Source organism: Arthrobacter sp. zg-Y877 (assembly GCF_030373105.1).
Taxonomy (GTDB): Bacteria; Actinomycetota; Actinomycetes; order Actinomycetales; family Micrococcaceae; genus Arthrobacter_B.
Window position 1 is genome coordinate 31,957 of record NZ_JAUCPU010000008.1, and the last position, 19,357, is coordinate 51,313.

The 19,357-nt window shown below is 62.1% G+C and carries 22 protein-coding genes; 9 read left to right on the forward strand and 13 right to left on the reverse strand.

Going from position 1 to position 19,357, the window contains the following annotated elements; genetic code table 11:
* Positions 1-313 precede the first annotated feature (313 nt).
* Positions 314-931: a hypothetical protein gene (locus QNO03_RS13790; RefSeq protein WP_289603730.1), complete on the forward strand. Its 618-nt coding sequence runs from the start codon at positions 314-316 to the stop codon at positions 929-931.
* A 78-nt stretch (positions 932-1,009) separates the two neighbouring features.
* On the opposite strand, the gene QNO03_RS13795 is transcribed toward QNO03_RS13790, so the two are convergent.
* Together QNO03_RS13795 and QNO03_RS13800 are read right to left on the reverse strand one after the other, a co-directional pair.
* Entirely contained in the window at positions 1,010-1,705 is a 696-nt protein-coding gene (locus tag QNO03_RS13795) for an 8-oxoguanine DNA glycosylase OGG fold protein (protein ID WP_289603731.1), read from the reverse strand.
* 171 nt (positions 1,706-1,876) lie between these two features.
* A complete protein-coding gene (locus QNO03_RS13800) occupies positions 1,877-3,043 on the reverse strand; it encodes a hypothetical protein (protein ID WP_289603732.1) in 1,167 nt (388 codons plus the stop codon).
* Between the two features lie 265 nt (positions 3,044-3,308).
* On the opposite strand from QNO03_RS13800, the gene QNO03_RS13805 reads away from it, so the two are divergent.
* Together QNO03_RS13805 and QNO03_RS13810 are read left to right on the forward strand one after the other, a co-directional pair.
* A complete protein-coding gene (locus tag QNO03_RS13805) occupies positions 3,309-3,437 on the forward strand; it encodes a hypothetical protein (RefSeq protein WP_289603733.1) in 129 nt (42 codons plus the stop codon).
* A gap of 177 nt (positions 3,438-3,614) precedes the next feature.
* Entirely contained in the window at positions 3,615-4,220 is a 606-nt protein-coding gene (locus QNO03_RS13810) for a DUF7255 family protein (RefSeq protein WP_289603734.1), read from the forward strand.
* Between the two features lie 147 nt (positions 4,221-4,367).
* On the opposite strand, the gene QNO03_RS13815 is transcribed toward QNO03_RS13810, so the two are convergent.
* Positions 4,368-4,961 (reverse strand): TetR/AcrR family transcriptional regulator, encoded by a 594-nt coding sequence (locus QNO03_RS13815; protein WP_289603735.1) that lies wholly within the window; start codon positions 4,959-4,961, stop codon positions 4,368-4,370.
* 88 nt (positions 4,962-5,049) lie between these two features.
* On the opposite strand from QNO03_RS13815, the gene QNO03_RS13820 reads away from it, so the two are divergent.
* Positions 5,050-5,874 (forward strand): SDR family NAD(P)-dependent oxidoreductase, encoded by an 825-nt coding sequence (locus tag QNO03_RS13820; RefSeq protein WP_289603736.1) that lies wholly within the window; start codon positions 5,050-5,052, stop codon positions 5,872-5,874.
* A 341-nt stretch (positions 5,875-6,215) separates the two neighbouring features.
* A complete protein-coding gene (locus QNO03_RS13825; RefSeq protein ID WP_289603737.1) occupies positions 6,216-7,250 on the forward strand; it encodes a hypothetical protein in 1,035 nt (344 codons plus the stop codon).
* An 84-nt stretch (positions 7,251-7,334) separates the two neighbouring features.
* Here QNO03_RS13825 and QNO03_RS13830 read toward each other — a convergent pair whose 3' ends face one another.
* From QNO03_RS13830 to QNO03_RS13840, 3 genes are read right to left on the reverse strand one after another with little or no spacing between them, the layout of a single operon-like run.
* On the reverse strand, positions 7,335-8,102 hold the full coding sequence (locus QNO03_RS13830; protein WP_289603738.1) for an SCO1664 family protein: 768 nt from the start codon (positions 8,100-8,102) through the stop codon (positions 7,335-7,337).
* Positions 8,102-8,662: a DUF3090 family protein gene (locus QNO03_RS13835; protein ID WP_289603739.1), complete on the reverse strand. Its 561-nt coding sequence runs from the start codon at positions 8,660-8,662 to the stop codon at positions 8,102-8,104. Before QNO03_RS13835 ends, QNO03_RS13830 begins: the two co-directional genes overlap by 1 nt.
* A gap of 15 nt (positions 8,663-8,677) precedes the next feature.
* Positions 8,678-9,379 (reverse strand): histidine phosphatase family protein, encoded by a 702-nt coding sequence (locus QNO03_RS13840; protein WP_289603740.1) that lies wholly within the window; start codon positions 9,377-9,379, stop codon positions 8,678-8,680.
* Here QNO03_RS13840 and QNO03_RS13845 point away from each other — a divergent pair.
* On the forward strand, positions 9,373-9,507 hold the full coding sequence (locus QNO03_RS13845) for a hypothetical protein (protein ID WP_289603741.1): 135 nt from the start codon (positions 9,373-9,375) through the stop codon (positions 9,505-9,507). The two genes, QNO03_RS13840 and QNO03_RS13845, sit on opposite strands and share 7 nt — an antisense overlap.
* A 232-nt stretch (positions 9,508-9,739) precedes the next feature.
* Here the strand turns inward: QNO03_RS13845 and QNO03_RS13850 are convergent, their stop codons facing one another.
* Together QNO03_RS13850 and QNO03_RS13855 are read right to left on the reverse strand one after the other, a co-directional pair.
* Positions 9,740-10,381 carry a GNAT family N-acetyltransferase gene (locus QNO03_RS13850; RefSeq protein WP_289603742.1) on the reverse strand — a complete coding sequence of 214 codons (642 nt, stop codon included), beginning with the start codon at positions 10,379-10,381 and terminating at the stop codon, positions 9,740-9,742.
* A gap of 647 nt (positions 10,382-11,028) precedes the next feature.
* Entirely contained in the window at positions 11,029-11,484 is a 456-nt protein-coding gene (locus QNO03_RS13855) for a GNAT family N-acetyltransferase (RefSeq protein ID WP_354003906.1), read from the reverse strand.
* A gap of 356 nt (positions 11,485-11,840) precedes the next feature.
* Here QNO03_RS13855 and QNO03_RS13860 point away from each other — a divergent pair, with 356 nt between their 5' ends.
* The gene (locus QNO03_RS13860) at positions 11,841-12,524 is read left to right on the forward strand and encodes a hypothetical protein (RefSeq protein WP_289603743.1); all 684 of its coding nucleotides are present in this window, start codon (positions 11,841-11,843) and stop codon (positions 12,522-12,524) included.
* 79 nt (positions 12,525-12,603) lie between these two features.
* Here the strand turns inward: QNO03_RS13860 and QNO03_RS13865 are convergent, their stop codons facing one another.
* The 4 genes from QNO03_RS13865 to QNO03_RS13880 all read right to left on the reverse strand — a co-directional run bounded on the left by QNO03_RS13865 (position 12,604) and on the right by QNO03_RS13880 (position 16,599).
* Entirely contained in the window at positions 12,604-14,193 is a 1,590-nt protein-coding gene (locus QNO03_RS13865) for an ABC transporter permease (RefSeq protein WP_289603744.1), read from the reverse strand.
* Positions 14,190-15,092, reverse strand: a complete 903-nt coding sequence (locus tag QNO03_RS13870) for an ABC transporter ATP-binding protein (protein WP_289603745.1) — start codon at positions 15,090-15,092, stop codon at positions 14,190-14,192. The genes QNO03_RS13865 and QNO03_RS13870 overlap by 4 nt, the downstream gene beginning before the upstream one ends.
* Before the next feature lie 189 nt (positions 15,093-15,281).
* Positions 15,282-15,665 (reverse strand): cupin domain-containing protein, encoded by a 384-nt coding sequence (locus QNO03_RS13875; RefSeq protein ID WP_289603746.1) that lies wholly within the window; start codon positions 15,663-15,665, stop codon positions 15,282-15,284.
* 160 nt (positions 15,666-15,825) lie between these two features.
* Positions 15,826-16,599: an SAM-dependent methyltransferase gene (locus QNO03_RS13880; RefSeq protein WP_289603747.1), complete on the reverse strand. Its 774-nt coding sequence runs from the start codon at positions 16,597-16,599 to the stop codon at positions 15,826-15,828.
* A 187-nt stretch (positions 16,600-16,786) separates the two neighbouring features.
* Between QNO03_RS13880 and QNO03_RS13885 the strand changes: the two genes are divergently transcribed.
* Positions 16,787-17,254 (forward strand): GNAT family N-acetyltransferase, encoded by a 468-nt coding sequence (locus QNO03_RS13885; RefSeq protein WP_289603748.1) that lies wholly within the window; start codon positions 16,787-16,789, stop codon positions 17,252-17,254.
* Between the two features lie 47 nt (positions 17,255-17,301).
* On the opposite strand, the gene QNO03_RS13890 is transcribed toward QNO03_RS13885, so the two are convergent.
* Positions 17,302-17,718 carry a VOC family protein gene (locus QNO03_RS13890; RefSeq protein ID WP_289603749.1) on the reverse strand — a complete coding sequence of 139 codons (417 nt, stop codon included), beginning with the start codon at positions 17,716-17,718 and terminating at the stop codon, positions 17,302-17,304.
* A 138-nt stretch (positions 17,719-17,856) separates the two neighbouring features.
* Between QNO03_RS13890 and QNO03_RS13895 the strand changes: the two genes are divergently transcribed.
* Positions 17,857-19,197, forward strand: a complete 1,341-nt coding sequence (locus QNO03_RS13895) for an APC family permease (RefSeq protein WP_289603750.1) — start codon at positions 17,857-17,859, stop codon at positions 19,195-19,197.
* The last annotated feature ends 160 nt before the right edge of the window (positions 19,198-19,357 follow it).

The window sequence follows — 19,357 nt, forward strand, 5'->3', positions numbered from 1 at the left end:
GCCGCCACGCTTGTGCTGTGGCTTGTATCCATCGGCTGCACACTATTTGCCGCTTTCACAGTCGGGATTGAGCCGAACGCCGGACTCGTGGGGCAGCCGTCGCCGCTAGCAGTCTTCGCCGCCGTTGCAGCTGTAGGCGCCGGTGTCTTTGCTATATGGACCGGATGGCGAGCGTGTCGAGCTCTGGATTATCTGGTGCGCACGGCCCGGTGACTGGGTAGCCGCCACCGCAGACAGCGAAGCAGGCACCTCACATCCTCATGTAAACGGCCGATAGTGAAACCTGTTCACATCGCACGTTACCGGAGGACCCTTGAAGTATTTGAAGATTGTTGTCGTTGCCGCACTCAGCGCCATGGTGGTCACCGGCTGTGGTGACACGGGTCCTGCGTCACAGGACAAAGCGGTTGTGGAGCCTTCAGCGTCGACCACGCCGGCCTCCGCCCCTAAGCAGGATGGCACAGCATCCCGTCCATTCGATTTCGGAACGCTAGCTACCTCTTCTGCCAAGAGCACCTGGGATGTGACTGTGACTGAGCCGGTAACGACCGGGGGAGCGGCGCTGATCCTCGCCGAGAACCCCTATAACGAGGTCAAGGACGGTTGGGACTACGTGCTCGGCCGCATGACGTCGGTGGTAAATGAGAACCTTCCAAGTGCGGATGCTGGAGAACCTATGCATCCAGCAGCATCTGTTGTGCCGGTATTCATCGGCAGCGACGGACGGATTTACGACACGTGGAACGACAACTCAGCCGTCGCAATGGAAGAGGATTGGACCGGACAGCCCGACATCATCGGCAAGACGGGGGTTGAAACTACCGGCCGTTTCGCTATCCAGGTACCAAGTGCTGCTATTCCAGGAGGCCAGTTCGCGACACGTAATGAGGTCAAAGGAACAGTTCTGTACTTCGGGGAACCCGTTAAGTAGGAAAGGTGAATAGAACGGCGGCGAGGGAATCGGCGGCACTTCGCCACTCACCTCATCCCGATCCGGCCCCACAGCACGCTACCTGCGCTTGAAGAGAACGAACTCAATTTCATCGGGACGGACTTTACGTGCACCGTCTAAGCGTTCCATGGCCTGCTCGGCCCAGGAGCCGGCCACGGCACAGTAGCGGGCGTAGGTGTCCGGGAACCATGCAGTCTTTGGAGGGTCGGGCCAGACATCCGATAGATTGTGGGCAACTACCTGATCGAGGATGAGGTAGCGCGGTGGGGTTTCCTGGCCTTGGGCGAAGTAGAGGAACTTGGTGGAGAAAGCCGGTCCAAACCATGGAATGCGTCCGGCGCCCCTGTTTGTGGTCAGTACGCCGTAGACGTTCTGTGCAGACTCGCCGTTCCTCACCGCTTGCCATGCCTCGACCAGCAGTTCTCCGGCTCTGTCCTGATGGGCAGCGAGGGCGTTCAGGCGCTGATGCAGGCGTGGGGCGCTGCTGCCAAGGCCCCAGGCGAGAGAATAGTAGAGAAGCTGGAAGGCGTTCGACGGGGTGATCTCACGGCTGCCGAACCCGAATACATCGGCACGGGAAACTCTCGTGACGCCCTGGCCTGCCAGTGCACCTTGCAGCAGCGGCAAACCGCGCGTGCGGAGAGCGTCCTGCCATCGGTCACAGTTGACAGCGATGGCATGGCTCATGACGGCGTCCTCCCCGGGAAGAGCGGCGAAGAGGTCTTCTGGCAGGGGCGCATCCGCATTGATCATGGCGTGACTCTACGGGGTGAATCGCCGGTTTACCTGCGGCTCGCAGGACGGTTCCAGGGAATTCGTGACGGGCGCCACACGCTCATCCCGGCCACCACTTCGTCGGGTCCGCCCGTTGGGCTATGCGGACATAGCGTTTCGGCCGACTTTGATGTTTGTTCTCGGTCGTTCCTATTTCTCGTTCGGCGCGATGACGGCCAATCCCTCTGTTGTAGGGGAAAGTTCCAGGACAGTTTGATCAGACTCAGTCAAAAGGGGCAAGCTGTCCGGAGCAGCGTGAAGTGCTCGCGCAAGACGTCCGAAGCTGGTGCGAGCCCCGATAGTGCCCTTACCTGCGAACGCAATTGGTACCTTGCTCGAATCGATCTGCAGAACATTGAGGTCATCAAGGAGACCCACAAGTTGGGACTGCCTGTCCGCGAGTACTGAAAGCTCGTCCCGAAGGACATTCTCGACATGAGGAAGCGAGCGATCCCCGTTCAAGAACTCAGCTGCAATTTTCTCAAGTACGACCACTCGTGCCCTGAGCGCAAGTGCCTGATAAGTCTTGGCTACCATCTGCTCGAATTCCAGTGCCGGGTTGTCACGTTTGTCGACGAGGGCCTTCATAAGATCCGGTGCGTATACCCGGTCCGATCCCTGGTGTTTGTTGGCGATTTCCAGCCATCGATCGAGGCGATTAATGTATGTATTCGTTAGGGTGTCGAGATCGCCAAATGCATGAGCAGCAGACGAAATAGATGGTATGTGCGCCTGATCCAACAGGTATCCGGCAACCTTTCGAGCTTGTTGTTCTGCAGTTATTAATACCGAACGCTCTTGCTCATCCATGCGGACCTGAATCCCGGTCATGGCGTTCTTGATCGCGTCTAGCTTCTTGTGCATCTGATGTTGCGCCAACATCTCACCGGCCACGGCAAGACCCACGGTCGCAATGAGCGGCCCGGCAGCAACGGCGGCACCAGTACCCGCTGCCGCCGGTATGAGGCGTACGTGTCCGGCGATCTTTGTTGACCCGGCCGCTCGAGCGATTCCCCTAAATCCACCACCAACGGCCGGGACGAGATCTCTTACCACCGATCCGGTCGGGAGGATGACTCGATATAGGCCCTCAGTTGATGCAGCGCGGCCAGCTTGTCCAAACGATTGACTGATCGCCTTCGCGAACGCTCCCGAGGTTTGCGCAATCATACCCGTCGTTATGCTTTCTGCGGGCTTTGCGGTGCGGCTAAGGAGCAGCGCCTCTCGATTCATCAGCATTCGGAGCATCGTCTCGGTGCTTGGCTCCTTTTCCATCGGAACGAGTGGAACAACGACGGCGTTTTCTTCAAGTTCCATAGGACCCCCCGATGACGACTTATCAACTATTGTCCGTAAGTATCCCCTACGTCGGTGACCGACCTCCAATTTGGTTATGAAAGCCCGTCCCGCAAGTAGCCGGGAACAGGAGGTTGAATGGCGTTTGCGGGGGAGCCCGGCCTTGGGCAGAAATGGAAATAGGCGACACTTTTGCCCACGACCTCGAGGGTGCATTGCCCCTCCCATTTCGAGTACGAAGGGCGGCGCTCGTCTCCATGGCGGCGGAGCGGTAAGTGCTGTCCGTATGAACGACGATCGAAGCGACGCAGTCCACCTATGCGCTGCCGACGGCTCGCGGGCAACCCGCGAGCTCATCGACCTCGCCCAGGCTAAGGCGCCAGCTGCTTTTGACGTCTTCACGTGCATGGGCTGATTGGCAGCTTGTACTCGATGAAGAAGGACAGCCCGTGGTCCGCCCTGTGCCGGCGGACGCCCATCGGCCGACTACCGTTTTGGGGTTGCCGGCCGCCAGAACACCTTAAAGGCTTAAAGGCTGAAACTGATTTGGATTAGCAACTAAACCGGCAGCACGGGCCTGTAGGCTGCAATCATGGCTGTTGGGGATTGTGAGCGGGCGTTTCAGGAAGCTGCCATGCAGGACGGTGTAAAGCTGAACCGGTATAAGCTGCCCTGGATTAACCAGCAAGGACACTTCGGACTGCCAGCGAGGGCAGGCGCAGCGAAGCTCCTGCTTCATGAGATTTTCCTGGCGCTGGGAGGGGACGCTGCGGAGCAGGCAGGCAAGCGATCGATAGCGCTGCCTGGCGATCTGATTCACGAACCGACAAGAACAGTGATCGAGGTCGACGAGTCCCAGCACTTCACGAGCTTCCGCTTGAAGACCTTGGAGATGTACCCCGCCGACTATCTGGAAGGCATGAATCTGGCGGAGTACCGCGAGCTTTGTCTGCTCTGGGCTGCCCGATCAGATGGCTACCGCCGTACCAAGCCTGCGGTTGCTTTTGGCCTTGGTGGTCGGCAGAGACAGCGCGCGTACTACGACGCACTTCGCGATTTGGCACTTCCCGCAATGGGATATCCGTCGATAATCCGAGTGCCCGAATTTGACGGTGACGGGCAAGCTGCCTACTGGCGGAACCGGGACAGGATTCGAGCCGCTTTGGAACAAAATGCGGCTGTGGCTGGTCCCACGTAGGTCGAGATTAGTGCGCTGGTGTAGATCCTTACAAGCGTCCGCGTTCTAGCTCTGTAGGGGGAATTGTCTTCTGCCTACGGACAAGGCCACCCAAGTTCCAGGTTCCAACTTGCCTGGCTCAGCTGGGCGGCTCGCTGAACGCACTGCCTATGCGCCCGAACGCACCGCTGCGACCGCGCGGTCGTAGAGCACGCCCAGATCTTCCGTGCCGTCGCCGCTGGTCCACAGCTCGCCGGCCACATCCAGGCAGGTAATCGCACTTGCGACAATGGCGGCGGGCGCGGGGTCGGTTGCGTCGTCTTCGGCGAGCCCTAGGCGTCGCCGAATGTTGGGCACCAGCAGCGACTGCCAGTGCAGGTGCTTCTCGATGCTGCGCGCCCGGAGGGACGGCGTGCCGTACATCATCTTCGCGATCTTTAACGTGACGCCCGGCTCGACGGCGAGGGCATCCACCGCGTGCAGCGCCTGCCGCAGTGCTTCCCACGGCTCGACTGTCAGGGGAACATTTTCCAGTGCATCCCGCATGAGCTCGCCCTGCTGCGCCAAGCCGCCCAGCACAACGTCTTCCTTGGTGCCGAAATACCGGAAGAACGAGCGCCTCGAGATACCCGCCGTCGTCGCGATCTGATCGATCGTCGTCTGCTCGAAGCCCTGGTCCAGGAACAGCCGCATGGCGGTGCTCGTAATTTCGGCATAGGCCGCCTGGCGCGATCGCTGCCACAGAGTCGATTCTTCGGTCACCGGTTCAGCGTACCTCAATGACTCATTGACACTGAGTGCCAGCTAGGCATACGGTCGCAGCAACTCACCCGGAACATTGGAGCCACTCATGCCGGTATTGGACTTTCCGAATCAAACCATCCTCATCACTGGGGCGTCATCAGGCATCGGCGCGGCCTTTGCCCGCACGTTAGCCGCCCGCCGAGCCAGCCTCGTGCTAGTCGCCCGGCGCCGGGACCGCCTCGACGCTCTCGCCGCCGAGCTCACGGCGGCTCACGGGGTGACCGTCACCGCGATTACCCAGGACCTGGGGTCACCTTCGGTGGGCAAGGACCTCACCGCAGCGGTCGCGGCGGCAGGGCTGCAAGTCACGGGGATCATCAACAATGCCGGCTTCGGCACATTCGGCGACTTCGTCGAGGAGGATCCCCACCGGCTGGCCCAGGAGATCGCCGTCGACATCAGTGCACCGGTCCAGATCAGTGCGGCGTTCCTGCCCGGCATGGTGAAGGCGGGCAAAGGGTTTCTAATCGATGTCACCAGTATGGCCGCGTACACGCCTACGCCGCGGATGGCCGTCTACGGAGCGGCCAAAGCGTTCGTCCTGAGCTTTACTGAGTCACTGTGGGCCGAGACCCGCGGCACGGGTGTCACCGTGTTCGCCCTGTCGCCCGGCGCCACCAGCACGGAGTTCAACGCCGTCGTCGGCACCGACGATGCCACTGCAGGTGCCCGGATGCGTACGCCGGACGACGTCGTCGCCACCGCCCTCACTCATCTGGCCCGTCGCAACCCGGGCCCGAGCGTGATCGACGGCCCGCTAAACCGCGTCAGCGCGAGCGCCGCCCGAGTGATGAGCCGCCGCGGGACCGCCGCGTTGATGCATCGCGTGACCGATCCCGCCCGCCGCAAGCGTGCTGACGGTGGGACGTAGAGCTACGCGGCCGTGTAAGCCTTTAGTCGCTGTTCAACGGACCTAGGCCCGGAAATCAGCGTTTGGGGTATATCCCGCCCTGCGAATTGGCACCAGGGAATGATGAAGAGGACACGGCCCGTGGACAGGCTTATAGGTCAGTATTGCCGCAAACTCGACATAGGAATGTCATTAATTGAAAGCTCATGTTCTAGTAGGATCGGCTATTAGACGAGCGGAGTCCGCTTTGTCTGACCAGATGGGAACTCCCGCCAGTCGCTTCGCCAGCGGCGGTATCTCAAACTCGTTTCGGCTCATCTGATGGCGACTTTCACGTATCGCGACAATGAAACGAGACAACCATGGGCAAATTCAGTGATTCCGTTCGCAATATCGAACGCAACACACAAAGCACAGCCGACTCGGCCGCATCCGCAGCCCAAAGTAACGCAGCGACCTCAAGGGCAGCGCAAAGCGCTGCGACGGGCGCGTGGGTGGGAGCTGGATTCCAGGCGGCTGCCGCATTCCAGTCGGCTCGCGCCGCACAAGCTGCCGAGGAACAGCTTGAACTCCAACGCGCGAGGAACGAGCAGGACAAACTCCATCAGTTCGCCATGTGGAGTCAGACACCCGATGGAGTCGCGTTCGTAGCATGGCGAGAGCGAGCAGTCAGCCTCGCGCAGTTCCTCCGGAACCGGGAAGCTACCTGGCTTGCAGCATGGGCACGCGTCATCGGACGAGCGCAAGCAGAAACCCCCGACGCCGAAAAGCATCGGTTCTTGAAACAGCCTGCTCGCCTTAAGCAGAATGGTTTGAGAATCGCGGCTATCTTGAGCCTGGTTATCGCGGCACTGTACGCGGTCAGCTTCACTCTGCAGATTTTCGTGGCGAACGTGCTGCCATCTCGTGAACCTGCTGGCGGCTTCACCTACGAGCAGTGCCTGGCACAGCTCAATGACCCCGAGAATTTCCTATTTAGTGAAGCCGATTGCGAGGCCATCAGCCCTCACGCATCTATGCCAGCGACTCTGTTTCCATTGGTATTTTTCCTAGGTATAGGCGTCGTCTTTCTGGTACTGCGTCATATCCGACAGCGGGCGGCGAGAGTTGACCAGACCGTGGCTCACGAGGCGCAGTTGCGAATTGAACGTTGGGGCTTCGATCCACTCGCTGCGCGGCCAGGCTACACCGCGTTTACGTGGTCTCAATCCTGGAACCCGGACGAGTACGCCAACCAGCTCATGCAGCTCGCGCTGCACGGGCATGTCAGCTATCCAGCCCAGTCGCAACTCATCAAGCTCGCCGTTCCTAAGTCCTACCCGCCCTCCCAGAACTATCCAGTAGAGGTAAACGAAGTGCTCGAAAAGTTCCAGCACGAACGGCCGTCGCTCGGGTAACCTTGCGGGGTTCAGCCTGGCCTCCTGCGCTCGAACAGTGGGCTGGTTTCCCGTGCAGCGCTGGCGTCCGGCGGGCCGACGGATCTAGAACAGCGGCCAGGGAACCGCAGGCATGTCGCCGCTCGGAGCCGGGAAAACCCCGGCCGAACGCAGCCGGGCGCAGCGCGCGGCAAGTGAAGCGATCTCCTCGGCGGTGAGCAACTTCGCCAGCTGCGAGCCCAACTCGCCCTCGAGCCCCAAGAGAACCCGGTCAACACCCTCGAGTTCCTCGGCGCTCAACGAGTCCCCGATCCAACCCCACAGCACCGTGCGAAGTTTGTGCTCGTGATGGAAGGTGAGTCCGTGGTCCACCCCGTACCGGTGCCCGCCGGCCATGGCGAGGATGTGGTCGCCCTTGCGGTCGGCATTGTTGACCAGGACATCGAACACGGCCATCCGCCGCAGCGCCGGAGTGTCCTCATGTATAAGGGAGACGATCCGCCCGTTTTCGTCCTGACCCTGAAGGACCTCTTTCCACCCGGTCTCCGGCACGTCATCAACAGCCACCAGGTCCACCGCGGTCTGCTCCGGGTCCGTCTCCTGCCAGAGCTGGACCATGCCCTCACCAAGCGGCCCGTCCCGCATCCAGGTGCGCGGCACGATGTTCCAGCCCAACGCCTCCGACACGAGATAGGCGGCCACCTCGCGGTGCGCGAGGCACCCGTCGGGAAAGTCCCACAGCGGCTTCTCGCCGGCGATCGGTTTGTACACGACGGCCGCGTCACCGATGCTGCCCAGGAAGGTGGCGTTGGTCGCCGTCGTAATGCGGCCGGTGAGCGTGAGCTCGTCGGTTCCCAGGTCGGGCGCGGGCATCAGGCCTCGGGGAATTCGCAGGTGTGCCCGTCGGCGTCGATCGGCTGACCGCAGATCACGCAGATCGGACGCCCGGCGCCCACCACTTCCCGCGTGCGCTTCGCGAAGGCCCGGGCGGTGCCGACCGGCATGCTGACGCGCAGCACCTCAGTGGCGTCGTCGGTCTCGTCGTCGTCGTCCTCGAGGAAGCCGTCGTCGTCCTCATCCACGTCGTCGAGGGGGTAGGCCTCGATGACGAGCTGCGCCGTCGTCGGGTCCCAGCCCAGGCTCATCACGCCGGCACGGAACTGTTCCTGAACCGTCTCGAGGTCGTCATTGTCGACGAGCTCCAGGGGAGTGCTCGCGGGAACGTGGAAGGGGTTGCCCTCGACGGTCATGAGCTGGTCGAGGATCTCGTCGATCTTCTCGGCGAGCTGGGCCGACTGCAGCTTCTCCAGGGCGATACTGACAATCTGCTTCCCGGTGCGCACCTGCAGGTAGAACGTGCGCTGCCCGGGGACGCCGACAGTGCCGACGACGACGCGGTCGGGCCACTCGAACTCGTGAACGGTTGTAGGCATAGAACTACTCTAGGCTCATCGGGCGGGCGGCGCCGCGTGACCTGCGCCACCGCCCACCGGGGCATCGTCCGACGTCGTGCTGGCCGCCAGCCAGGACAGGTCCCCGGCGTCGGTGTTGGTCGCGAGGACGGTGGGACGTCCCGTGCCGTAGCGCACGATCGACACGGAAGCCGGGCCCACGTTGATGCGCTGGAACATGTCCAGGTGCATGCCGAGCGCGTCGGCGAGGACCGACTTGATGATGTCGCCGTGGCTTACCGCCACCCACACGGCCCCCGGCCCGTGTTCGGCTTCGAACGCTGCATCGTGGCGCCGGATCGCCGCAACCGAGCGGGCCTGCATCGTGGCCATGGACTCGCCGCCGGGAAAGGTGACGGCGGAGGGCTGCGACTGCACCGTCGCCCACAGCTTCTCCTTCGCGAGCTCCTCGAGCGTGCGGCCCTGCCAGGAGCCGTAGTCGCACTCGGTGAGGTCGACGTCGACCGGTGCGTGCGGGGTCCCGGACTGATGGTCGAGGATGAACTGTGCAGTCTGGCGGCAGCGCTCGAGCGGGCTGGACACCACTCCGACGAGGGGTACGACGGCGAGCCGGTCGCCGGTTGCTGCCGCCTGGTCGCGGCCCACCTGGTCGAGTTCGACGCCGGGGGTCCGGCCGGCCAGCACACCGGAGGCGTTCGCTGTGGTGCGGCCGTGCCGCACGAGGATTACTGTTGCCATCTCCCCAGCCTAGTCATGTGGTCGACGGCGACGGCGACGGCGACGCGGACGCACGTTGGCGGGTGCGCCTTGTGGGCACCGGGCCGCAGGCAGGCCCGTGGATGCGCAAGGCGTCAACTGCTGCTTGAGGGGGTGCGCTGCACGATCCGGTATACCGTGCTGCGGGCGACCCCTGTCTGAGGAGGCGAAGTGGCCCAGGGAATGCGCTGAGGGACCGGCCTACGAACATAGGCACAACCAACCCCTCGTGCACCTGGGAAGGGGATACCAAACTTCCACATGCAGAAGGCAGATTCAGTATGGGCAATAGTATGGCCCACATGGGGTTCCGCCTACGGGCGTCGTCCCTCCGAGTTTTTCCTAAGCACTGAAGAACGGAAGAGCTTTCGCCAGACCGGTCACTGCCAGATCCGTGGGATCGGGCGTGGCCCAGTCTGAAACATCGAGGCGTAGACGGTCGGAGACTACAACCCGCCCGGCGAGGACGTCCCGCGAGATGCCATCGGGACGATAGCCGAGCCTACGCGAGACGCCTTGCGAACCAATGTTGTCCTGGAACACCTCGGTCAGCGCGGTGACGGCTCCTAGTCTCTCGAAAGCAAAACTCAGCAAGGCTGTCCGAGCCTCAGTACCAATGCCCTGCCGGTGAAATTCAAGGCCAAGCCACGACTCGGTTTTTACCTCACGCAGTACAGAAAAATTGCGTGCCTTCAGCGTGACCATGCCTACCGGCTGGTCTGCATTAAATATGCCCATTTCCAATGCCCAATCCTCCGCACACCACGTGCCCCTGCGGCTCCAGTGCTGCTGCATCACGTGGAGTGCCCTCTCACGAGGAGGAAGATCCGTCCATGGTGTCAAGAAGGGCTGCTGACCAGGCTCGTGCACACCGATGGCCGCGACCTGAGCCAGTTCGGATAACTCGTCATCGTTTGGAACGCGGAGTTCCAAACGCTTGGTTGCGAGCTTCAATTGGGCGAGAGGCCAGTAATCGTTGAGCACTTCGCCAGTATGGCACTGCAGAGTTCACCGGCTCACGTTGAGGCACCCGAGAAACCGCATGCCAACTGCCGCCACCGTCCCGCAGGAGGTTCCTACGTGACCGGCATACGAAGACTGCAGGCCTGATTATGGTGCTGCTGCTCATATTGGGGGCGAGTCTAGTCTTACAACCTTCTGACGAGGAGGTTTACGTTCGGCAGGCCCTGGCGGAGCTTGAGGCAGGAATACACGCGGACAGCCCTCGGTGGGAGGAAGCATGAGAAGCTGCCCTCTCCGGTCTTGATGGTCTTGAGAATATGGACGTTGCCTACAGCTTGCTGGATCGTCTCGCAAGGATTGCTGGTGGTAGGCATAGTTCGTTCACGCCTCCGGAGCTGGCCCAAGAGTCCCTATCTGCAGCGCGGAATGATGCCGACCTTCCCCTACCTTCGTCCTGATCCTGCTCGCAATCCGTCGGCCAAGGGCCGAAGGCGTACGATTCGACACGTGAGGTAGCCTCACATGCGCCCGCAAGTGGGATCTTGCTGGCGGCGCCCCCGAACCCATGAGGGTGGCGCCAGGCTGTCGCAGCACGGCACCGGCTTACGGGCACTTGGGTTGCCTTGTGAGTGAGGGCGGTTTCTCAAAAAATCCCAGTGGCATTGAACCTAGCCGTCGTTAAGAGGAATCCCAAGATAGTCTGCGGAACGTACGTGTCCTCTCACGTCTAGGTTCCAGGCGGGCCGTATAAACCTTTCCGAACTTAGGCGCAGGTACTGAACCTCTGTTAATTCCGCAGGTTTCCAAGATTCCCTGAAAATCCCGTTGGGCTCGTAACCCAAAGATTTTGACACACCCAGAGAAGACGAGTTCCAGACTGCTGCCTCGGAAACAGCGGTGTCCGCCTTCAACCAATCGAACGCGTAGAGGATGACTGCCGTTCGCATTTCCTTGCCTAGGCCTTGGCCCTGAGCATCTTGGCGGAGCCAGGAGCCCGTTGACACGGTCTTGAGAGTGCCAAACCCTTCGGCACTCAAGTCCTGACACCCGACAAAGTCGTTGCCTCTCCAGACTCCGAAGTGGAGTGCCCACTTCTCCGGTGTCGATTCTGCACGTGCCGCCAAATCCGTCGTGCAGTGTTTGCGGGAAGATCTTCAGGGCGTGCCTCCGTCCACGGATGGGAAAAAGGCATCTGCCCTGGGGGATGTATGCCAGCCTCCGCGGCTTCCACGGCAGCGGGCAAGTCTGCATCTTGGATCGGTCGCAGAACCAAACGTGGAGTGGAGAGAACTAATCCGAAGGGTGGCCACAAGGTGGCTAGGCTGGTCACCCCTCATCCTAACCAGACGTTGTGACGTTGATCCGGCTCGAAATCCGTAACCTCCTATGCGCACGGCCCGCTAAGGGATCCATTAGCGGGACATTTGGCCTGCAACCCATTCCCGTTTACAGGCACCCTCGTTTGATTCATAGTCTAGGCATGAGACTGGCTGGCATTATCCCCGAAGACGCCCCCGACCCCCGTGCTGAATGGGTCGAGAATCTGAAGCGCATGCCTATTCCGGTGCTGGGGCTTATGCCCCAGCCGGCGCTGGAGGACACGGACTTAGTCAGCCTGAACTCCGCCTTGGATGAACGTGGGTACAGCGAAATGACAGCGAGCATCACCTACACTCTCTGGCGAAACCCGGACGATCGCTCCGACCCGGTCAACCTCGCGGACCTCGACGAGGAGACCCGAAGGGCGATCGAGGAAGTTCCGCCATGGCCCCGGCCCCCTTGGCTGATCGAACAGGTGGAGCGAATGCAATATCCGCAGCTGTGGGAGGCCGTGCGAACCACTTGGCACCGGGAGCCGTCCGAGCACTCGCTTCAAAGCCTCCTGGCTGATCATGTCAACCACATCTTGATGAACCAGTACCGGCAGGAGCTCTGGCCCGGCGGCAAACCCTGGGACCAGCACGCCCCCGCAGTGACCGGCCGTATGGTCAATGGCCAAGCCAGAACCGTCGTCAACGGAGTCGACGTACCCGGTGCAGAGGTCGATACTGACCCGTTCGTGTACGGTATCGGAACCCGTCTCGCAGGCGGCGGCGTCGTGACCGCAGTACTTCCACGCGCTGAACTCAAACGAATTCAGGTCCGGTTTGCGACCCGGAGCTAACGGCCACACCCCTGCGTCCGAGTGGGGACCCCGCCGCGACGTCTAAACGCCACTCCTCGGCTCCATCGGCGACGGATGGCTACCCATCGAGGTCCCGACGGCGAAAACCAGTGAAACCGATCAGCAGGAACACGGCGGTGACGGCGGAGATTCCCGCCAACCCGGCCCAGCCGGCGTCGTCGACGGAAACGTTGGGAACGTGCCAGAACGGACTGATCGCCAGTACCCAGTCCCAGAGCCTGAACGTCGGGCCCAGCAACGTGAGCACGAAGGAAATAAACACACCAGCCCAGGACGCGATTACCACCTGCGGCCGCGCACCGACGACCGCCACCGAGACAGCGGTGGCCGTCCATACGGCCGGAACCGTCACGACGGCCTGCAGCAGAACCTTGCCGGCGTCGATGCCCAGGTCCCCAGAGGCCAGCGCCGTGATGATGGCTCCAGCGAGAAGCAGGTAGATGGTTGGTGTGGCCAATGCGAGCATGACGTTTGCCGTGAAGTAACGGGAGCGCGGAACGGCGGCGGCCAGAACGGGCTCCAGCCGGCCCTCCAGTTCCTCGATCCGCACCTTCTGCAGGATCTGCACGCCGGGAATGGCCGCGAGAATACCGACCAGGCTCAGGATCGTCACCAGGAAGGCCGGCGCGAGGCCATCCGGCGTGGCTGCACCGGATGCGAGAACCGAGGCGGTTGCACTGTCACCGCTCAGGATCTCCTTAAAGGAGCGGGCAAAAAACCCGAAGACCACCCCGATAATCATGAATGCAACGGTCCACGTCAGGAGCGGGGCGCGGTTCAGCCGGACCACCAGGCTCCACGGAGTTCCAACCCTGCCCCGGGCGGGGCCGGGCCCGGGGACGATTGCCCCCTGCCCGAAGTCTCGCCGCGACTGCAGCAGGAAGGCTATACCGAGCAGGACGAGGGTGAGGGCCATTGCGGGGAGCAGGGGCCACCAGTGGTTGCCGCTGGCCGGCCGGGTTTCCGTCATCCAACTCAACGGATTTATCCAGGACGTCCAGTCCGGTGCCTCCACCGAATACAGGAAGCCGCGCAGCAGGAACAGTGCGCCGAAGGTGCCGACGGCCAGTGAGTTCGCCGTCCGCGCATCGGATCCCAGCTGCGCGGTCACAGCGGCGACCGCAGTGAACATCCAACCGGTGGCAGTGAACGTTGCTCCCAGCAGCAGGGAGGCATTCCAGCCGCCGCCGCACCAGGAAGTGACGACTCCGGCAACGGTTCCGAGAGCCGTCGAGCCAATCAGGGCCAGGCTCACTCCCGCCAGAAGACGGCTGCTCCGGCCCAGCACACCGGATGCCAGAAGCTCGGCCTGTCCGGAGTCCTCCTGGCCCCGGCTGGACCGGGTGACGGTGAAAATCGATCCGAGTGCGGCGAGGAATCCGCCCAGGGCGAGGCTGCGCCAGGCGTTGAAACCGTCGTCGGTGCTCAGATCGTAGGCCGGCCCGAAGATCAGGCCCAGGGCCGGGTTGGAGCCAATGGCAAGGGCGAGTCCGAGGCGGTCCTGCTGGGTGGGAAAGACCCATGGGTAGACGAGCACGGAGGACGCAGAGAGCGCCGTCGCGATCAGGATCCACGGCACAAAGCTGCGTCCGTCGAACCGGACAGTAGCACGCAGCAGGGGTCCGGTACCCGTCAGGGCGTTACTCATGGGCGCGCCCGGGTGTCATCGTCGTACAGCCGCAGGAAGAGGCTCTCCAACGAGGGCGGTTCAACGGTCAGCGATGTGATGCCGAACGGGGTGAGTGCTGCCATTGCCTCACCCACCCGTGCGGACTCCACCACAGCCGTGAGTTTGCTGCCGTCCAGGTGCACGTCCCCGAACGCGGTCAGCTGGCCGGGCTGTGGGTTCCGTTCCAGAGTGGCGTGGACGGCGGTGGTGGTATGCCCGCGAAGCTGGGCCAGCGTGCCTTCCTCCACGATCCGTCCGTCCCGGATAATGCTCACCCGGTCCGCGAGGGTTTCGACTTCGGCGAGGATATGGCTGCTGAGCAGCACCGTGGTGCCGCGTTGCTTTGCCTCACCGATCACTTCCTGGAAGACGTTCTCCATCAGCGGGTCCAGACCGCTGGTTGGCTCGTCGAGGATCAGGAGCTCGACGTCGGAGGCCAGGGCGGCGACGATGGCTACCTTTTGCCGGTTCCCCTTGGAGTACTGGCGGCCCCGCTTCGCGGGATCCAGCTCAAACCGCTGGATCAGTTCCGCCCGCCGCCCCTCGTCCAGCCCGCCGCGGAGCGATCCCAGCAGGTCGATGGCCTCGCCGCCCGTCATGCCCGGCCACAACGCGACATCGCCCGGCACATAGGCAAGCCGCCGATGCAGCGGCACGGCGTCCCGCCACGGATCCTTTCCCAGGACATGCAGGTCTCCGGCGTCGGCCTTCAACAGCCCCAAGAGCACGCGGATAGTTGTTGACTTCCCTGCACCGTTTGGCCCCAGAAAACCGTGCACCTGCCCACGCTCAACCTGTAGGTTCAGCCCGTTCAGAGCCTGGAATCTCCCGAAAGCCTTCTCCAGCCCCTGAACACTGATGACCAACTCCGCGCTCATAGCCTCCCCGTTCTCTAGCCGTCCCTGCAGCTAGTGTGCGGGCAAATCCGCCATGGTGACCATTGTTTTCCTCTACCTGCCGACCCCGCGTTGGGCTTCGACGTGACCGATGACCGGAGAACTACACAGCAGATCCCATAAGCGGCTCGGCTTATTGCATACGTTGAGACGCGAAGTTTTAGGTGTAGATCAGCGGAAGTCGCCGACCTGCCTCTCGACCGGAACGGTGCCCTCCACGACGACGTCGCCGGTGTGCGCGGTAGTGACGGTTTCGATGAGGACGATCTCGACCTCCTCGTCCGCGATCGGATTGTGCTGAACCCCGCGGGGAACGACGTAGAACTGGCCCGGCGTGAGTACGACCTCCTCAGCATCGGGCAGCTGGATGCGTAACCGACCGGAGATGACGAGAAACATCTCATCCTCCGCGTCGTGGGCGTGCCAGACCAGCTCACCGAGCAGCTTCGCGACCTTCACGTACTGATCGTTCACGCGCCCAATGACCCGTGGGGTCCAATGAGCGTGGACCTGCCGGAGCTCAGCGGCGACATCGATTCCGTGGAGAGAATTCATGGGCCCATCATCGGACCCAGGACGCGCGTACGACGAATCGACCCACCGACGATAGAAACTCCCCGTCATCAACGTGCAAGATCGGACTGTCCCGCAAGGGATCCCCGGGTGGAACGCCAGCATGTCTGCGCGCCAGATGACGGCGAGGTGCTGAGGACTCCTACCCCCTAAGGCAGAAATACGCCATCCCGAGGACGCCCCGGTAGCCCTCTTCATATGCAGCGCGCTGTTCCTCATATTGCCGACGGACCTGCCCTGCGGCGGGATGGTCGGCATCATGCGTTTCCAGCCAACGGGTAAACCTGTCGCGGTATCCGGTCTCGAAGACGTCCCACTCCTGAACGCTTGCCTGGTCGTCGTCCACCACCTCGAAACCAACGGCGCGGATCTGCTCGCGTAACGCATCTGCTGTCAGGTACTCGTCATCACGTCCAGCCAGAGGAGCGGTAGCAGCCGGATGAGGTGTTGCTGACCAGATCGCCTCGCCGTAGACGAGCCGGCCGCCGGGGAGCACCAGAGCTCGAAGTGCACGCAGGGCCGCGGCGTAGTCGAGCGGCTGCGCGTCCTCTACCGGCGGCCCCCAGATCTGGCTCGCGCCGATGCAGATGACAGCGTCTGCGGGGCGATCCTGAGCTTCCAGCCCAGGCATCGAATCAAACGTCACTCTGTTGAGCAGCCCACGAGTCAATGCCTGTTGCCTCGCTCGGTCGATGGATGCGGAAGCACTGTCCACTCCGCGCCCCCGTGCCTGCGGGGCCGATGCCATAACCCGAAGTAGTAGTTCGCCCCATCCGCACCCCATGTCCAGAACCTCAGCCGGCGCCGGGTCGGACAAGAACGCCACAAGGTGAGCGGCACGTTCCTCGGAAAGCGGAGTGAGCCAGGTCAGGGACTCATATAGGGGCGGCAGCTCAAGCGAAGTGGCGTCGGTCACTCGATGATGTTCTCACGAGTCATAGAAGCGCCGGTTTGGGGTATCCGCTTGGCCGGCCATGGACCGGCTTACGGGGCACAAAGTTTCATTGGCAGTGGGCTTGCTCTGCGTATCTCGCGGGACGCTCTCCGCGAGGATCCCTGTAACGACTTTTGCCGCTCCTGCATCTTGCTGTCAGGCTGACCAAATGACTGTTCAGCTCATTCCTCTCAGCGCCCAACAATTCCCCGCCTGGATGGAACGAAGCCGCACCGAATACGCATCCGATCTCATTACGGCAGGCGAATCCCCGCAAGAGGCACATCGGCGTGCCTATGAGAGCCTCAATGCCGCGTTTCCTGAGAACACTCCAACCATGGATAACGCCGTGTTCGATGTTCTTGACGGTACTGGCACAACCATTGGCTACCTCTGGATTGGAACTGACAGTTCTGAAGATAATCGCTCTTGGTGGGTGTGGGACATAGTCGTTGATGAGGAGCATCGCGGCAAAGGGCTAGGCCGGAAGGCGATGAAGCTAGCGGAAGACTACGCGCGTTCCCAAGGCGCCCACACTCTTGGACTCAGCGTCTTCGGATTCAACCACGGCGCCCGAGGTCTCTATGAATCGATGGGTTACGAAATAGTGACCACGAAAATGAAGAAGCACCTCTAAACCTTGAATCTGTGAAGGATCCTTCAACTGACAGCGGACGTCATGCTTCAGGCTACGAAGATGCAGAACGGATGACCGGCCGGATCGGCGTAAACGTACAACGGCTCGTCCAGGTGGTCCGTACGATCGAATCGGAGCTCTGCCCCCAACGCCAGCGCCCTGGAGTGGTGATGGTCGAGTGTCTCCCGGTCAGGAACTGTTAGGTCGAGGTGCATCTGCATCGGCACATCAGGCGCCGGCCATGTTGTCCTCTTCAAATGATCAACGTGCTGAAAAGCAAGCTTGCGGTTGCCCTGCCCATCAGTCAGAACGAGCCAATCGACGTCGTCAGGCATGCCCTCACCCACGGGCGGCTCATCTCCTGGCCGATACTGGAGTCCGAGCAGATGACGGTAGAACTCTGCCAGCCCGCGCACATCGGTAGTGTCGAGAACCGTGTGAAGCACCTGTGGGAATACGCTCATGGGCTGAGACTAACCCTGGTGGCTGCCGATAGGTTTGCCAGCCGGTAAATAGTGTTCGTCTACTTGCCTCAAGGCTTTGGTGCACTGGATTTCGCCCAAGTAGTTGCGCAGGGACCGCAAACGGAATCCAATAGCCCAATGACGAAAGATCCCGGCACAACCACGCCAGAATCATCACCCGGGCTGAAGCGGGCCATCGGCGCGCTGCTGTTGTACGGGTTTATCGTGGGTGACACCCTCGGTGCCGGCATTTACACCCTGGTGGGCACCATGGCAGCCGACGTCGGCGGCGCGATCTGGATCCCCCTGCTGATCGCCCTGGTCGTCGCCCTGCTCACCGCCACGACCTACGCGGAACTGATCACCAAGTACCCGCACGCTGGAGGAGCCGCGCGCTACGCCGACCGGGCTTTTGGCATCCCCTACGTGTCATTCCTCGTTGGCTTCCTGATGATGGCCTCGGGAATCACCACAGCCGCTGCTCTCGCGAACGCCTTCGCCGGCGATTACCTTACAGCGCTCTTCGATGTGCCGTCGGCCCCCGCAGCGGTCGCCTTCATCATCGTGCTGACCCTGATCAACCTGCGCGGCGTCAAGGAGTCCCTTACCGCGAACCTGATAGCTTCCGTCATCGAGGTCTCCGGCCTCGTCCTCGTCATTGTCGTCTGCGCCATTGTATTCGCCGCCGGCAACGGGGAACCGGCGCGGCTCCTGGAATTCGCGCCGGACGTACCGCCCCTCGAAGGCGCGTTCGCCGCATCGATCGTCGCGTTTTTCTCCTTCCTCGGCTTCGAAGCGGCAGCGAACATGGCCGAGGAAGTACGCAACCCGTCCAAGGCCTACCCCCGCGCACTCTTCGGAGCCATCTGCACCGCCGGGTTCGTCTACCTTCTTATCGCCCTCGGCGCGGTCATCGTGGTGGAGCCATCCGAGTTGGCCGAGTCCACCGGCCCCCTGCTCGACGTCGTCGCAGCCAGCGGTGTGGGCATCCCGCCCTGGCTTTTCAGCATCATTGCCCTGATCGCGATCGCCAACGGAGCGCTGCTGTTTATGGTCATGGCCAGCCGCGTCGGTTACGGATTGGCGGAAGCGGAACTGCTCCCCCGCGCCTTCAGCCGCGTGCTGCCGGGCCGCCGCACCCCCTGGGTCTCCATTGTTGTGGTTGCCGGACTAACGATCATTTTGACCCTTACCGGAAATGTCGCCTCATTGGCCGAAACCACCGTGCTGCTCCTGCTGCTGGTGTTCCTGTCCGCCAACGTCAGCGTCCTCGTCCTCAAAAAGGACAAGGTCGACCATGACCACTTCTCCGCGCCCCGGTTCATGCCGGTCCTCGCCATCATCGCGAGCATTGCGCTCCTCTCCCAGCAAAGCGCGGCCATCTGGCTGAGTTCGGCTGTCTACGTGGCGATCGGATCCCTGTTGTTCCTGGCGGCCCGGGCCCAGCGCAAACGCGAGGACCGCAAGAGCGCGGGCTGACTCGCGGCTCGCGGACTGCCGGGGAGCCAAGGGACGCTGAATCCCTTGCCGCTTCCGCTCGGTTGGGGGTCGTTGACTTGAAGTTGGGGGCCCTTTTGTGCGCCAACACGGCTGACCGTCCTGCCATGGCAATGAAACGGAGAAGCAGTCTTTCCAGATA

Bases quoted from the DNA above. Each gene is read 5' to 3' on its own strand.
- QNO03_RS13795 (WP_289603731.1), bottom strand. From the start codon at position 1,705: ATGATCAATGCGGATGCGCCCCTGCCAGAAGACCTCTTCGCCGCTCTT.
- QNO03_RS13800 (WP_289603732.1), bottom strand. From the start codon at position 3,043: ATGGAACTTGAAGAAAACGCCGTCGTTGTTCCACTCGTTCCGATGGAA.
- QNO03_RS13805 (WP_289603733.1), top strand. From the start codon at position 3,309: ATGAACGACGATCGAAGCGACGCAGTCCACCTATGCGCTGCCGACGGC.
- QNO03_RS13810 (WP_289603734.1), top strand. From the start codon at position 3,615: ATGGCTGTTGGGGATTGTGAGCGGGCGTTTCAGGAAGCTGCCATGCAG.
- QNO03_RS13820 (WP_289603736.1), top strand. From the start codon at position 5,050: ATGCCGGTATTGGACTTTCCGAATCAAACCATCCTCATCACTGGGGCG.
- QNO03_RS13825 (WP_289603737.1), top strand. From the start codon at position 6,216: ATGGGCAAATTCAGTGATTCCGTTCGCAATATCGAACGCAACACACAA.
- QNO03_RS13830 (WP_289603738.1), bottom strand. From the start codon at position 8,102: ATGCCCGCGCCCGACCTGGGAACCGACGAGCTCACGCTCACCGGCCGC.
- QNO03_RS13835 (WP_289603739.1), bottom strand. From the start codon at position 8,662: ATGCCTACAACCGTTCACGAGTTCGAGTGGCCCGACCGCGTCGTCGTC.
- QNO03_RS13840 (WP_289603740.1), bottom strand. From the start codon at position 9,379: ATGGCAACAGTAATCCTCGTGCGGCACGGCCGCACCACAGCGAACGCC.
- QNO03_RS13860 (WP_289603743.1), top strand. From the start codon at position 11,841: ATGAGACTGGCTGGCATTATCCCCGAAGACGCCCCCGACCCCCGTGCT.
- QNO03_RS13865 (WP_289603744.1), bottom strand. From the start codon at position 14,193: ATGAGTAACGCCCTGACGGGTACCGGACCCCTGCTGCGTGCTACTGTC.
- QNO03_RS13870 (WP_289603745.1), bottom strand. From the start codon at position 15,092: ATGAGCGCGGAGTTGGTCATCAGTGTTCAGGGGCTGGAGAAGGCTTTC.
- QNO03_RS13875 (WP_289603746.1), bottom strand. From the start codon at position 15,665: ATGAATTCTCTCCACGGAATCGATGTCGCCGCTGAGCTCCGGCAGGTC.
- QNO03_RS13885 (WP_289603748.1), top strand. From the start codon at position 16,787: ATGACTGTTCAGCTCATTCCTCTCAGCGCCCAACAATTCCCCGCCTGG.
- QNO03_RS13890 (WP_289603749.1), bottom strand. From the start codon at position 17,718: ATGAGCGTATTCCCACAGGTGCTTCACACGGTTCTCGACACTACCGAT.
- QNO03_RS13895 (WP_289603750.1), top strand. From the start codon at position 17,857: ATGACGAAAGATCCCGGCACAACCACGCCAGAATCATCACCCGGGCTG.